Here is a 13,313-nt window from a genome sequence, read left to right on the forward strand (position 1 = left end):
AGTCTGCCTGTCTGCATAAAATAGTCCATATAAGTGAGGTGGACTATGAAATTCAGATGCAGTGTGTTTATCTATGTAATTCTTATATGTAATCTGTGTTGTCAACTTCCGGTTCATGCCGGGTCTCTGGATCATGCAATTCTGATGGTGCCACAGCTTTCGGATGATCTGTATGCACTGTCTGCCGTTCTGATGGATGCAGACTCGGGCAGGATCCTTTATGAAAAAGAGGGAGAACTGCCCCGTCCGAATGCCAGCACAACGAAAGTCCTTACCTGCATTCTTGCACTGGAAAACGGTGATGGTGATGACTACGTACAGATATCTGCCAATGCAGTTTCTCAGCCGCAGGTAAAACTCGGACTTCAAAAAGGTGAGCAGTATTATCTGGAAGACCTTTTGTATTCTCTGCTCCTTCAGAGCCACAATGATTCTGCCGTAGCAATTGCTGAACATATCGGCGGTTCCGTAGAGGGATTTTCCGACATGATGAATGCCAAAGCACGTGAGATCGGATGCATGGATACACATTTCATTACGCCCAACGGACTGGATGCCGAAGACAGTGATGGGACACATCACACAACTGCATCGGATCTTGCCCTGATCATGCGTTATGCCATCAAAAATAAGGTATTCTTAAAAATTGCACAGACAAAAGAGTATTCTTTTTCTGACCTGAGTAAAAAACGGACTTTTTCTGTTCATAATACAAATGCACTATTTTCCATGACAGACGGAGTGCTCGCCGGAAAAACCGGATTTACCGGTGATGCCGGATACTGTTATGTCTGTGCCGTTCAAAAAGATGACCGTATATTTATCATTGCACTTCTTGCCGCCGGATGGCCCGGACACAAAACTTACAAATGGCACGATACACTAAAACTTCTGGATTACGGCAAAAATAATTTTTACTACCGCAGTTTCTGGCAGGAGCCAGATCTGTCCTATATCCCGGTAAAAGGCGGCATCCCGGAGAGTGATTCCCATACAGATGATTTTTTACCGGATGGCACCATCTACATCAGAGGTCAGGTCAAAGCTACTGAAGATGAGAAACAGCAGAAGATTCTTCTGAATAATGATGACCGCCTGCAATATCAGGTACGTCTGAAAAACGAATTGCAGGCACCGGTCAGAAAAGGAGAGCAGATAGGCAGAGTTGTTTATATGCTCAACGGGCAGAAGATTGCATCTTTTCCGATACTTGCCGTACAGAACGTTGACAGAATCACGTTTTTGTATTGCGCAGAACTTGTTTTCAGAAATTTCTTTCATTAATGAACATCCGAAATCCAGAATAGAGCATCGAAAACTTCTCCTTTACCGGGAGAAGTTTTTTTGTAAATATATCGGCAGAAAAGCAAACACTGTACATTAAACGACACAGGAAGTTAAAGTTTTAACAAAAAAACATGAAAAATGTTGAAATCTACTTCAAAAAAGGTTACAATTATAATCGGCTAAAATTTTGGTTATATTTAAAATTTTATAAAATGGAGGGCAAGAAAGAATGAGTAATGCAACACAAAGCTTAGCAGGCACAAGAATCACTTCTTTGCTTGACGCAAACAGTTTTGTTGAAATCGGAAAAAGTGTAACAGCCAGAGCCACTGATTTCAATTTAACTGAAACAAAAGCGCCTTCAGACGGTGTTATCACCGGATATGGTGTAATTGACGGAAATCTTGTATATGTATACAGCCAGGATGCTTCCGTATTAAACGGAACCGTCGGCGAAATGCATGCCAGAAAGATTACCGCTCTGTATGATCTTGCAATGAAGACAGGAGCTCCTGTAATCGGTCTTGTTGACTGTGCAGGTATGCGTCTTCAGGAAGCAACTGATGCTCTTGAGGCATTTGGTTCCATTTACCTGAAACAGACACTGGCTTCCGGAATGATTCCGCAGATCACAGCAGTTTTCGGTACATGCGGTGGCGGTATGGCAATCATCCCGGCACTTACAGACTTTACATTCATCGAATCCAAGAATGGCAAAATGTTTGTAAACAGCCCGAACGCACTGGACGGCAACTACACTGAAAAATGTGATACAGCCGCAGCAGCATTCCAGAGCGAAGAGACAGGTCTTATCGACGGCACAGGTTCTGAAGAAGAAATCCTCGGACAGATCCGCCAGCTGATTGGCCTTCTTCCTTCAAACTTTGAAGACAATGATTCTTTCGTAGAATGCACAGATGATCTCAACCGTACATGCGATGACATCGCAGCATGTGCCGGAGATACATCCATTGCACTTTCCAGAATTGCTGATAATGGTATCTTTTTCGAGACAAAGAAAGATTACGGCAAAGACGTTGTTACAGGTTTCCTTCGCCTGAACGGAGCAACTGTTGGTGCAGTAGCAAACAGAACAGAAGTGTATGATGCAGAGGGCAACAAAGCCGAAGAATTCGACGGAACCATCTCTGCAAGAGGCGCAAGAAAAGCAGCCGGATTTGTAAAATTCTGTGATGCATTTGATATCCCTGTTCTGACACTTACCAATGTTACAGGATTCAAAGCAACTCTCTGCAGCGAAAAAATGATTGCAAAAGCAGTTGGTGAAATGATCCATGCATTTGCTGATGCAACCGTTCCGAAAGTAAATGTTGTGATCGGTAAAGCATATGGTACAGCATATGTAGCAATGAACAGCAAATCCGTAGGTGCAGATCTTGTATATGCATGGGACAACGCAGAAATCGGTATGATGGATGCTTCTCTCGCAGCAAAGATCATGTATCCGGGTGAAGAAGCTTCCGTTCTGAACGAAAAAACAGCTGCATACAGAGAACTTCAGTCCAATGTAGAATCCGCAGCAGCAAGAGGCTATGTTGACACAGTGATCGCTCCTGCTGATACACGTAAATACGTAATCGGAGCTTTTGAAATGCTTTTCACAAAGAGAGAAGACCGTCCATCCAAAAAACATGGCACAGTCTAAGTGAGGTGAGCATATGAATCAGATGTTTAAAAAAGCTTCCTCCGTCCTGACAGCAGTTGTATGTGCCGCATCCATTACATTTTCCGGTGCATCACTGGTTCTGGCAGACGGTGAAATTGACGATCAGACAAAAACAACTATCGAAACAACCGCTGAGGGACTGACCGAAACCATTATTCCGCTGACTGATGAGCAGATTGAAGCATACATGGAATCCGGTGACGACTTTACAGAAAATGCTATGACTGCATGGAATGGTGCAAAAGAAGAACTCGGCGATATGAAAGAGACAGGCTCTGTTGAAATTGAATATTCCAATGATGAATATACAGCAACCGTACCTGTTACTTTTGAAAAAGAAGATGCTGAATTCATTTACGTATTCGACAAGAACCTGACACCTACATCACTTTCTGTAGATGTTAAATATTCTTTTGCTACTACTATGAAAAATGCAGCGCTGAATACAGTTATGGGACTTGGAACCGTATTTGTAATTCTTATTATGCTGATTTTCCTGATCTCCCTGTTCCAGTTTATTCCGGGATCCGGAGCACAGGAAGCGAAAGCAAAGAAAAAAGCGGCAGAAGAGGCAGCAGCAGCTCCGACACCGGCTACGGTTGCAGCAGATCCTGTACAGGAAGCTGACAATTCAGAACTGATTGCCGTGATCGCAGCAGCTATCGCAGCATCCGAAGGAACTTCAACAGACGGATTTGTTGTTCGTTCCATCCGCAAAATTAACCGCAAAAAAAGGTAATTGACAATTAGGAGGATTTAAAATGAAAAGTTATACAATCACTGTAAACGGAACAGCATATGAAGTTACTGTAGAAGAAACAGGCAGCGTTTCCGCTCCGGCAGCAGCACCAGTTGCAGCTCCTAAGGCCGCTCCGGCAGCAGCACCAAAAGCAGCAGCTCCGGCAGCAGGTGCAGGCGCAGTCAAAGTTACCGCTTCCGTACCGGGCAAAGTTCTCAAAATCGTAGCATCTGCCGGCCAGGCAGTAAAAGCCGGTGACAATATCATCATTCTGGAATCCATGAAAATGGAAATCCCGGTTGTTGCTCCACAGGATGGTACAGTAGCCAGCATCGATACATCCGAAGGTGCATCCGTAGAAAACGGAGATACTCTGGCTACAATGAACTAGGACGGGAGGTAATCAAATGTCTTATGTAACAGAAACCTTGTCCAACCTGATCCATCAGACAGCATTCTTCAACCTTACATGGGGAAACTACCTGATGATTGCGGTGGCGTGTGTATTCTTATTCCTTGCTATCAAGAAAGGATTTGAACCGCTTCTTCTGGTTCCAATCGCTTTTGGTATGCTTCTGGTAAACATCTACCCGGACATTATGGCAAATCCGGAAGACATGTCCAACGGTGTTGGTGGTCTTCTGCATTACTTCTACCTGCTTGATGAGTGGAGTATCCTTCCATCCCTGATCTTCATGGGTGTTGGTGCGATGACAGACTTCGGTCCGCTGATTGCCAATCCGAAGAGTTTCCTTCTCGGAGCAGCTGCACAGCTTGGTATCTATGTTGCTTACTTCCTTGCAATCTTCCTTGGATTCAACGGAAAAGCAGCAGCGGCAATTTCCATTATCGGCGGTGCAGATGGTCCTACCTCCATTTTCCTTGCCGGAAAACTCGGACAAACCACATTAATGGGACCGATCGCGGTGGCGGCATACTCTTATATGTCACTGGTTCCAATCATTCAGCCACCGATCATGAAACTCTGTACTACAGAGAAAGAACGTAAAATCAAAATGGATCAGCTTCGTCCGGTAAGCAAACTGGAAAAAATTCTTTTCCCGATCGTAATCACTATCGTCGTATGCTTACTTCTTCCTACAACAGCTCCGCTGGTAGGTATGCTGATGCTCGGTAACCTGTTCCGTGAATCAGGTGTTGTTAAACAGCTTACAGAGACTGCATCCAATGCCCTGATGTACATCGTAGTTATCCTGCTTGGTACATCTGTAGGCGCTTCCACAAGTGCAGAAGCATTCCTTAATGTTGATACTCTGAAAATCGTTGTTCTCGGGCTTGTAGCATTCGCATTCGGTACGTTCGGTGGATGTATGCTTGGTAAACTGATGTGCAAACTCTCCGGTGGAAAGATCAATCCTCTGATTGGTTCCGCAGGTGTATCTGCCGTTCCTATGGCAGCACGAGTTTCTCAGAAGGTCGGTGCAGAAGCAGATCCTACAAACTTCCTGCTGATGCATGCGATGGGACCAAACGTAGCCGGTGTAATCGGTACAGCCGTTGCAGCCGGAACATTCATGGCAATCTTTGGAGTTTAATTTGATGAACTGAATGAAGACGAGCCTTTGGCGAAGTCTGAATTTATTGATTCAAACTTCCGTATAAAAAATACAAGGAGAAAACATAATGGCTGAATTAGAAAAAAAACCTGTAAAAATTGTGGAAACTGTTCTCCGTGATGCGCATCAGTCTCTGATCGCAACTAGACTTACCACAGAACAGATGCTCCCAATCGTTGATAAAATGGATAAAGTCGGCTACCATGCAGTAGAGTGCTGGGGTGGAGCTACTTTCGATGCTTCCCTTCGTTTCCTCAAAGAAGACCCATGGGAAAGACTTCGTAAATTACGTGACGGCTTCAAAAACACCAAACTTCAGATGCTGTTCCGTGGACAGAATATCCTTGGATATCGTCCATACGCAGACGATGTAGTAGAGTACTTCGTACAGAAATCTGCTGCAAACGGAATCGACATCATCCGTATTTTTGACTGCCTTAACGATATGCGTAACCTTCAGACAGCTGTCAAAGCTGCCAACAAAGAAAAAGCACATGCACAGGTTGCTCTTTCTTATACATTAGGTGATGCATACACACTTGATTACTGGGTAAACATCGCAAAACGTATCGAAGAGATGGGTGCAGATTCTATCTGTATCAAAGATATGGCAGGTCTTCTGCTTCCATACAAAGCAACTGAGCTTGTTGGAGCACTCAAAGATGCTGTCAGCATTCCGATTGATCTTCATACACATTACACATCCGGTGTTGCTTCCATGACATACCTGAAAGCAGTAGAAGCAGGCGTTGATATCATCGATACAGCAATGTCTCCATTTGCTCTCGGTACATCACAGCCGGCAACAGAAGTTATGGTTGAGACCTTCAAAGGCACACCATACGACACAGGATTTGATCAGAAACTCCTCGCTGAGATTGCTGATTACTTCCGTCCGATCCGTGATGATGCACTTGACAGCGGACTTCTCAATCCGAAGAACCTTGGTGTAAACATCAAGACTCTTTTGTATCAGGTACCAGGCGGAATGCTTTCCAACCTGACATCTCAGCTGAAAGAACAGCACGCAGAAGACAAATTCTACGATGTTCTGGAAGAAGTTCCGAAGGTACGTAAAGACCTCGGTGAGCCACCGCTCGTTACTCCGTCTTCCCAGATTGTTGGTACACAGGCTGTATTCAACGTACTCATGGGCGAGAGATACAAAATGGTTACAAAAGAGACAAAAGACATTCTCTTAGGAAAATACGGTGCAACTGTTAAGCCATTCAATCCGGAAGTACAGAAAAAATGCATCGGTGATGCTGAACCGATCACATGCCGTCCGGCTGATCTTATTGACAATGAGTTGGACAAACTCGAAAAAGAAGTTGCTCCTTACAAAGAGCAGGATGAGGACGTATTATCCTATGCACTGTTCCCACAGGTAGCTACGGATTTCTTCAAGTATCGTCAGGCACAGGAGAAAAAAGTAGACGAAAAAGCAGCAGATACAAAGAACGGAGCATATCCGGTATAAAACAAAGGTACAGGCCCGTCAGATTATCTGACGGGTCTGTTTTGCAGAAAGGGCATTTATGAACAAAGTAATCATTGTAGGTGGCGGCGCAGCCGGAATGCTGGCTTCCATCATATCAGCAAAAAACGGCTGTGCAGTTACTCTATTCGAAAAAAACGAAAAGCTCGGAAAGAAAGTATATATTACAGGTAAGGGAAGATGTAATGTTACAAATAACTGTGATCCCGAAGAATTACTTCAGGCTGTTATGAGTAATCCAAAATTTCTTTACAGTGCATTTTATTCTTTTACCAGTCAGGATATGATGCAATTACTGGAAGATGCCGGGGTTTCCCTTAAGACAGAGCGGGGCAACCGTGTTTTTCCGGTATCTGACCATTCTTCGGATATTATTCATGGACTGGAACAGTTGATGAAAAAATACAGTGTACAGATCCATCTTCGAAGCGAAGTTAAAAATCTTCTTACAGAAAATGGAATAGTAACCGGAATACAGCTTACGGATAATAAAGTATATACTGCCGATGCAGTGATCGTTGCAACCGGAGGTCTATCTTATCCGACTACCGGCTCGACCGGAGACGGATATCGTTTTGCTGTTGAAACAGGACATACAGTTACAGAATGTATGCCGTCTCTTGTACCACTCACCACAAAAGAAGCATATATTCCTCTGATGAAAGGCCTTTCTCTGCGAAATGTAGAACTTACTATCAAACGTGACAAAAAGACAGTTTATCAGGATTTTGGTGAAATGATGTTCACTCATTTCGGAATTACCGGACCGCTTGTTCTGTCAGCCAGTGCCAAAATCGGTAAATTTCTCCAAAAAGGAGAGGAACTGAGTGCTTATCTGGACCTCAAACCGGCATTATCACACGAACAGCTTGACGATCGCATTCTCCGCGAGTTTTCTTCTGCACAGAATAAACAGTTCAAAAATGTGATCGGTGTACTTTTCCCATCGTCACTCACACCTGTGATCATCGGACTCGGTCCGATTCCGGAAGATAAAGTCATTCACGACATTTCAAGAGAAGAGCGCTTGGCCTTCGGTGCCCTGATAAAAGCTTTTCCATTTACCATTACCGGTCTTGGCGGCTTTTCGGAAGCGGTCATCACCCGTGGCGGAGTATCTGTCAGAGAGATCCAGCCCGGAACTATGGAATCAAAAAAAATAAAAAACCTGTATTTTATCGGAGAAGTGCTTGATCTTGATGCTGTGACCGGCGGTTATAATCTTCAGATTGCATGGTCAACCGCATATCTCGCAGCAACAGATGTATGCAGGAATAAACAGGAGGATACACAATGATCTACAATATTGCAATTGACGGACCGGCAGGTGCCGGCAAAAGTACGATTGCCCGACGTGTGGCAAAAGAACTATCATTTATTTATGTAGATACAGGAGCCATGTATCGAGCCATGGCACTTTATCTTCTGCGCAAAGAAGTCAATAGAGACGACACAGAGCAGATCGGAAACATCTGTCAGGACGCAGAAATTTCTATCGAATATCAGAATGGAGAGCAGATCGTGCTTCTGAACGGAGAGAATGTAAATTCATACCTGCGTACAGAAGAAGTCGGAAATATGGCATCTGTAAGTTCTGCAGTTCCGCGTGTACGCGAAAAACTGCTCAGTTTGCAGCGCAAACTTGCAAAAGATATGAGTGTTGTTATGGATGGCCGCGATATCGGTACAACGATTCTTCCGGACGCAGATGTAAAGATCTATCTGACCGCAAGTTCCCTTACCCGTGCCAAGAGACGTTATCTCGAACTTCAGGAAAAAGGAACTGTCTGTAATCTGGATGACATTCAGAAAGATATCGAAGAAAGAGATCAGCGTGATATGAGCCGTGAGATTTCCCCTCTGCGCCAGGCCGAAGATGCTGTGCTTGTAGATTCTTCCAATCTTACAATCCAGCAGGTCGTAGACCGTATCCTTCAGATTTTCAGATCAAAAACAACAGGAGAAGATTCTCATGAAAGTTAAAGTTGCCAGAACTGCCGGTTTCTGTTTCGGTGTCAAAAGAGCAGTAGATAAAGTATATCAGCTTATCGAGCAGGGTATACAGCCGATCTATACACTCGGTCCGATCATCCACAACGAAGAAGTCGTATCTGATCTTGCCGCAAGAGGTGTTCAGGTAATCGAAGAAAAGGACCTTGATACTCTTTCCGAAGGAACAGTTGTGATTCGTTCCCACGGTGTAGGCAGGGAAGTTTACGATAAACTGGAAACAAATCATCTGGACTATGTTGATGTTACCTGTCCTTTCGTACTCAAGATACACCGAATTGTCGAAAAGCAGAGCCAGGTCGGAAAACACATCGTTATTTTCGGTGATCCGGGTCACCCCGAAGTCAAGGGAATCTGCGGCTGGTGTGAGGGCGCATACACCGTTCTGAAAAACAAAGAGGACACAGAGCAGTTTCTTCCACCGGAAGGCAAAGAAATCTGTGTTGTTTCACAGACGACATTTAATTACAACAAATTTCAAGAATTAGTTGAAATTCTATGCAAAAAGAGGTATGATAATAGTGTTTTAAATATGGGCGATATTTTAAACACTATTTGTAATGCTACTGAAGAACGGCAGAAAGAAGCGCAAAACATAGCCGGAGAGGTAGACACTATGCTTGTCATTGGTGGCAGACATAGTTCCAATACTCAAAAGCTGTTTGAAATATGCAAAGAGGAATGTGGAAATACTTACTATATACAAACACCTGTAGACTTGGATTCTGAAATGTTCCATCGCAGTAGTTATGTAGGTATCACAGCAGGGGCATCCACCCCAAAGAAAATTATTGAGGAGGTTCAAGAACATGTCAGAATTGAGTTTTGAACAGATGCTGGAGGATTCCGTAAAAACAATCAGAAATGGAGAGATCGTACAGGGTACAGTCATTGATGTTAAAGATGATGAGATCATCCTGAATATCGGTTATAAAGCAGACGGTATTATCACTAAGAGTGAATATTCCAATGATGCTTCACTTGTACTCACAGATGCAGTTCATGTTGGTGACAGCATGGAAGCAAAAGTACTGAAAGTCAATGACGGTGAAGGACAGGTTATCCTGACTTACAAGAGACTCGCTGCAGAAAAAGGCAACAAACGTCTGGAAGCTGCTTTCGAATCACAGGAAGTACTGAAAGCACCTGTAACACAGGTACTGGATGGCGGACTTTGTGTAAATGTAGAAGAAGCAAGAGTATTCATTCCTGCAAGTCTTGTTTCCGACACATACGAAAAAGACCTTTCTAAATATGCAGATAAAGAAATCGAATTCGTTATCACAGAATTCAATCCAAGAAGACGCCGTATCATCGGTAACCGTAAACAGCTTCTTCTTGCAGAAAAAGCAGAAAAACAGAAAGAACTTATGGAGAAAATCCATGTTGGTGATACTGTAACCGGTACTGTAAAGAATGTTACAGATTTTGGTGCTTTCATCGATCTTGGTGGAGCAGACGGACTTCTTCATATCTCCGAAATGTCCTGGGGCAGAGTTGAAAACCCGAAGAAGGTCTTCAATGTAGGTGATGAAGTAAAAGTGCTCATCAAAGAAATCAATGGTGACAAGATTGCACTTTCCATGAAATTCCCGGAAGAGAATCCATGGCTTTCCGCAGCTGAAGATTTTGCTGTAGGTAATGTTGTTACTGGTAAAGTTGCTCGTATGACAGATTTCGGTGCTTTTGTTGAACTTGCACCTGGAATCGATGCACTTCTTCATGTATCTCAGATTTCCAGAGAACATGTTGCAAAACCATCTGATGTACTTTCCATCGGACAGGAAATTCAGGCTAAAGTTGTTGACTTCAACAGCGAAGACAAGAAGATCAGCCTTAGCATGAAAGCTCTGGAAGCTCCGACTGAAGAAGCTACAGAAGAATAATTTTAGAATTTTGAAGCCCCGGCAGAATTGCCGGGGCTTTTTCACATTGCAGATTAAGGAGACGCCGGAGGCGTGTCCTCTGATTATTTATTAAAATTATCAAGAAAAAACGAGAGCGTGTGTGTCAGATAGTGCATTTGTTTTGCTGGATCGTTTAAAAAACTTTCGTCACATCGGAACCAGGTATAGCAAGTCTGTGGTGTTGCTGCAAAGCGAAGACTTTTATCCATATATTTGCTGATGGATTTTGGCATTGCCGTATCTTCGCCCGGAATATATTCATAATCTTTATAATTCCGATAATACTGACGCAGTTTTCCGTGATTCAGATGTACAAGGATTTTTGCCTCCTGCTCAGATACCGTCAAATAAAAGGAAGTATTTCCGCATGAAACACTTATCGGAACTGCCACAGGAAGTTCCAGCGTCATTTTCAGTTCCTGATCGATTACTTCACAATGCTTCGGATGATATTCACCATCATAAAGCTTCCGAAAGGAGAGCAGCGGAAAGATTTTTCCAATCCCCAAAAGATCTTCTTCATTATGTCCCATAACTTCCTCAGCGATTTTCGACTGCCTTTTTTTTATGAAATTCCTGTAAAGACGGATACATTGGCCTCCATCTACGTATTTTCTGTTATGAATTCCTACAATTTTTTCCAGGTCTGGCTGTTTCATTCTGGTCAGTTTGAGTAAACTCTGACATGGTTTTAACAACTGATAGATATCTACAGATGGTTTTTCTACAAACGGAGAGTCCATTTTGTATTTCCGATAGCGTTCTTCCAGAAAAGGCTGGTCAAAACGATTTCCATTATACTGTATCGTATACCCCACATTTTCCAAAAATACAGAAAATTCCTGTAAAACAGCAGCTTCTTCCTCTTCATTTTCAGCCATCCACTGGTAAAGCATCCACTGATTTTTCTCATAATGGACCGCACCGATCAGATAAACAGAAGCAGTATATCTTGATAGTCCTGTTGCCTCAATATCGTAAAAAATCGCATTATTGTCTGATAATTCATTTTTGACATTCGACAAATAATTAACGGTATCAGGAGCTGGAAATCCTTGTAAAATAGGTATTTTTTTAACAATCATAGTCTTTTATCCCTTTCGTGATTGTATTTAATTATACACAATATTTTGAAAATTCGATAGTGAATTTTTCTCCAAAAAGATGTATAGTATAGTCAGAGTTACTGTTAATATGAACAAAACTGACAGTGACCGGACATGAAAAAGAAAAAGAATATAAGCAGAACTGATGCTTATAAAATAAGGAGGAAAAATATATGGGAAAACTGACCTTTAGGGGCGGAATCCATCCTTACGAAGGTAAGGAACTATCCAAAGACCATCCGATTGAGAAGTATCTCCCAAAGGGTGATCTGGTCTATCCACTTTCTCAGCACATTGGTGCTCCATCGGTTCCATGTGTAAAAAAGGGTGACACAGTTCTTGCCGGACAGAAAATTGCGGATGCAGGCGGATTTGTTTCTGTACCGCTGCATGCATCTGTATCCGGTACCGTAAAAGGCATTGAGAAGCATCTGAATGCTACCGGATCTATGGTCGACTGCATCGTAATCGAAAACGACCAGCAGTATCAGGAAGTTGAGTACCAGGAGACTCGTCTGGAAGATCTGACAAAGGAAGAAATCCTGAACCGTATCAAAGAAGGCGGTGTTGTAGGTATGGGTGGTGCCGGCTTCCCGACACACGTTAAACTTGCACCGAAGGATCCTTCCAAGATCGAATATATTCTTGTAAACGGAGCAGAGTGCGAACCTTATATCACCAGCGACTATCGCCGTATGATCGAAGAACCGGAAAAAGTCGTAAAAGGACTTCAGGTTATCCTGACTCTTTTTGATTCCGCAAAAGGTTATATCTGTATCGAAGACAACAAACCGGACTGCATCGCAAAAATGAAAGAACTGGTCAAAGACATCGACCGTATCGAAGTAAAAGAAGTCATGACCAAATACCCACAGGGTGGTGAGCGTACCCTGATCTATGCAGCAACAGGACGTGAGATCAACTCCAGCATGCTTCCTGCCGATGTAGGATGCGTAGTAGACAATGTTGAAACTGTAATCTCCGTATATAAGGCTGTTATTCTCGGAAGGCCGGTCAACAGCCGTGTTGTTACCATGTCCGGTGATGGCATCAAAGAGCCAAAGAACCTTCTCGTTCTTTCCGGCACCGATATGTCCGAACTGGTAGATGCTGCCGGTGGACTGAAAGCAAAAATTGCAAAAGCAATTTCCGGTGGTCCTATGATGGGATTTGCTTTATATGACCTTCATGTACCATGTACAAAAACAACTTCTGCATTCCTGTTCCTTGAACATGATGCTGTATCCGAAGCACAGGAAATCCAGACAGCCTGCATCAACTGCGGACGCTGTGTAAGTGTCTGTCCCGGCCACGTTCTTCCAGCCCGTCTTGCCAAACTGGCAGAGCGTGGTGATATGGCAGGTTTTGAAGCAATGGATGGTATGGAATGCTGCGAATGCGGCTGCTGCAGTTATATCTGTCCGGCAAAGAGACCGCTGACCCAGAGCATCAAATCCATGCGTAAAATGGTTCTTGCCAGCCGTAGGAAGAAATAAGGGGGA

At 43.4% G+C, this 13,313-nt stretch carries 12 protein-coding genes; 11 read left to right on the forward strand and 1 reads right to left on the reverse strand.

The window, feature by feature from the left end:
• Positions 1 to 45: 45 nt before the first annotated feature.
• The 10 genes from DWW86_RS01375 (at position 46) to rpsA (ending at position 10,684) form a co-directional block, all read left to right on the forward strand.
• Positions 46 to 1,284, forward strand: a complete 1,239-nt coding sequence (locus DWW86_RS01375; RefSeq protein ID WP_117942036.1) for a D-alanyl-D-alanine carboxypeptidase family protein — start codon at positions 46 to 48, stop codon at positions 1,282 to 1,284.
• A gap of 232 nt (positions 1,285 to 1,516) precedes the next feature.
• Complete coding sequence (locus DWW86_RS01380) at positions 1,517 to 2,953, forward strand: acyl-CoA carboxylase subunit beta (RefSeq protein WP_072521197.1); 1,437 nt, start codon at positions 1,517 to 1,519, stop codon at positions 2,951 to 2,953.
• 13 nt (positions 2,954 to 2,966) lie between these two features.
• Positions 2,967 to 3,713, forward strand: a complete 747-nt coding sequence (locus DWW86_RS01385) for an OadG family transporter subunit (RefSeq protein ID WP_072521196.1) — start codon at positions 2,967 to 2,969, stop codon at positions 3,711 to 3,713.
• 22 nt (positions 3,714 to 3,735) lie between these two features.
• Positions 3,736 to 4,104: a biotin/lipoyl-binding carrier protein gene (locus DWW86_RS01390; protein ID WP_015542636.1), complete on the forward strand. Its 369-nt coding sequence runs from the start codon at positions 3,736 to 3,738 to the stop codon at positions 4,102 to 4,104.
• Positions 4,105 to 4,120: 16 nt separating this feature from the next.
• Complete coding sequence (locus DWW86_RS01395) at positions 4,121 to 5,269, forward strand: sodium ion-translocating decarboxylase subunit beta (protein ID WP_005424527.1); 1,149 nt, start codon at positions 4,121 to 4,123, stop codon at positions 5,267 to 5,269.
• 88 nt (positions 5,270 to 5,357) lie between these two features.
• Complete coding sequence (locus DWW86_RS01400) at positions 5,358 to 6,770, forward strand: oxaloacetate decarboxylase subunit alpha (protein ID WP_117942037.1); 1,413 nt, start codon at positions 5,358 to 5,360, stop codon at positions 6,768 to 6,770.
• Between the two features lie 58 nt (positions 6,771 to 6,828).
• Positions 6,829 to 8,085 (forward strand): BaiN/RdsA family NAD(P)/FAD-dependent oxidoreductase, encoded by a 1,257-nt coding sequence (locus DWW86_RS01405; protein WP_117942038.1) that lies wholly within the window; start codon positions 6,829 to 6,831, stop codon positions 8,083 to 8,085.
• Positions 8,082 to 8,771 carry a (d)CMP kinase gene (gene cmk, locus DWW86_RS01410; protein ID WP_117942039.1) on the forward strand — a complete coding sequence of 230 codons (690 nt, stop codon included), beginning with the start codon at positions 8,082 to 8,084 and terminating at the stop codon, positions 8,769 to 8,771. Before DWW86_RS01405 ends, cmk begins: the two co-directional genes overlap by 4 nt.
• Positions 8,761 to 9,627 (forward strand): 4-hydroxy-3-methylbut-2-enyl diphosphate reductase, encoded by an 867-nt coding sequence (ispH, locus tag DWW86_RS01415; protein ID WP_117942040.1) that lies wholly within the window; start codon positions 8,761 to 8,763, stop codon positions 9,625 to 9,627. Before cmk ends, ispH begins: the two co-directional genes overlap by 11 nt.
• Positions 9,608 to 10,684: a 30S ribosomal protein S1 gene (gene rpsA, locus DWW86_RS01420; protein WP_072521192.1), complete on the forward strand. Its 1,077-nt coding sequence runs from the start codon at positions 9,608 to 9,610 to the stop codon at positions 10,682 to 10,684. Before ispH ends, rpsA begins: the two co-directional genes overlap by 20 nt.
• 83 nt (positions 10,685 to 10,767) lie before the next feature.
• Here the strand turns inward: rpsA and DWW86_RS01425 are convergent, their stop codons facing one another.
• Positions 10,768 to 11,790, reverse strand: coding sequence for a ribonuclease H-like domain-containing protein (locus tag DWW86_RS01425; protein ID WP_117942041.1), 1,023 nt, complete (start codon positions 11,788 to 11,790; stop codon positions 10,768 to 10,770).
• A 194-nt stretch (positions 11,791 to 11,984) separates the two neighbouring features.
• Here DWW86_RS01425 and rsxC point away from each other — a divergent pair, with 194 nt between their 5' ends.
• Entirely contained in the window at positions 11,985 to 13,307 is a 1,323-nt protein-coding gene (gene rsxC / locus DWW86_RS01430) for an electron transport complex subunit RsxC (protein WP_072521190.1), read from the forward strand.
• Positions 13,308 to 13,313: the final 6 nt, after the last annotated feature.

This window comes from Ruminococcus sp. AF17-22AC (genome assembly GCF_003460065.1).
Lineage (GTDB): Bacteria > Bacillota > Clostridia > Lachnospirales > Lachnospiraceae > Blautia_A.

Coding starts and splice junctions, on each gene's coding strand:
- DWW86_RS01375 (WP_117942036.1), top strand. CDS start 46: ATGAAATTCAGATGCAGTGTGTTTATCTATGTAATTCTTATATGTAAT.
- DWW86_RS01380 (WP_072521197.1), top strand. CDS start 1,517: ATGAGTAATGCAACACAAAGCTTAGCAGGCACAAGAATCACTTCTTTG.
- DWW86_RS01385 (WP_072521196.1), top strand. CDS start 2,967: ATGAATCAGATGTTTAAAAAAGCTTCCTCCGTCCTGACAGCAGTTGTA.
- DWW86_RS01390 (WP_015542636.1), top strand. CDS start 3,736: ATGAAAAGTTATACAATCACTGTAAACGGAACAGCATATGAAGTTACT.
- DWW86_RS01395 (WP_005424527.1), top strand. CDS start 4,121: ATGTCTTATGTAACAGAAACCTTGTCCAACCTGATCCATCAGACAGCA.
- DWW86_RS01400 (WP_117942037.1), top strand. CDS start 5,358: ATGGCTGAATTAGAAAAAAAACCTGTAAAAATTGTGGAAACTGTTCTC.
- DWW86_RS01405 (WP_117942038.1), top strand. CDS start 6,829: ATGAACAAAGTAATCATTGTAGGTGGCGGCGCAGCCGGAATGCTGGCT.
- cmk (WP_117942039.1), top strand. CDS start 8,082: ATGATCTACAATATTGCAATTGACGGACCGGCAGGTGCCGGCAAAAGT.
- ispH (WP_117942040.1), top strand. CDS start 8,761: ATGAAAGTTAAAGTTGCCAGAACTGCCGGTTTCTGTTTCGGTGTCAAA.
- rpsA (WP_072521192.1), top strand. CDS start 9,608: ATGTCAGAATTGAGTTTTGAACAGATGCTGGAGGATTCCGTAAAAACA.
- DWW86_RS01425 (WP_117942041.1), bottom strand. CDS start 11,790: ATGATTGTTAAAAAAATACCTATTTTACAAGGATTTCCAGCTCCTGAT.
- rsxC (WP_072521190.1), top strand. CDS start 11,985: ATGGGAAAACTGACCTTTAGGGGCGGAATCCATCCTTACGAAGGTAAG.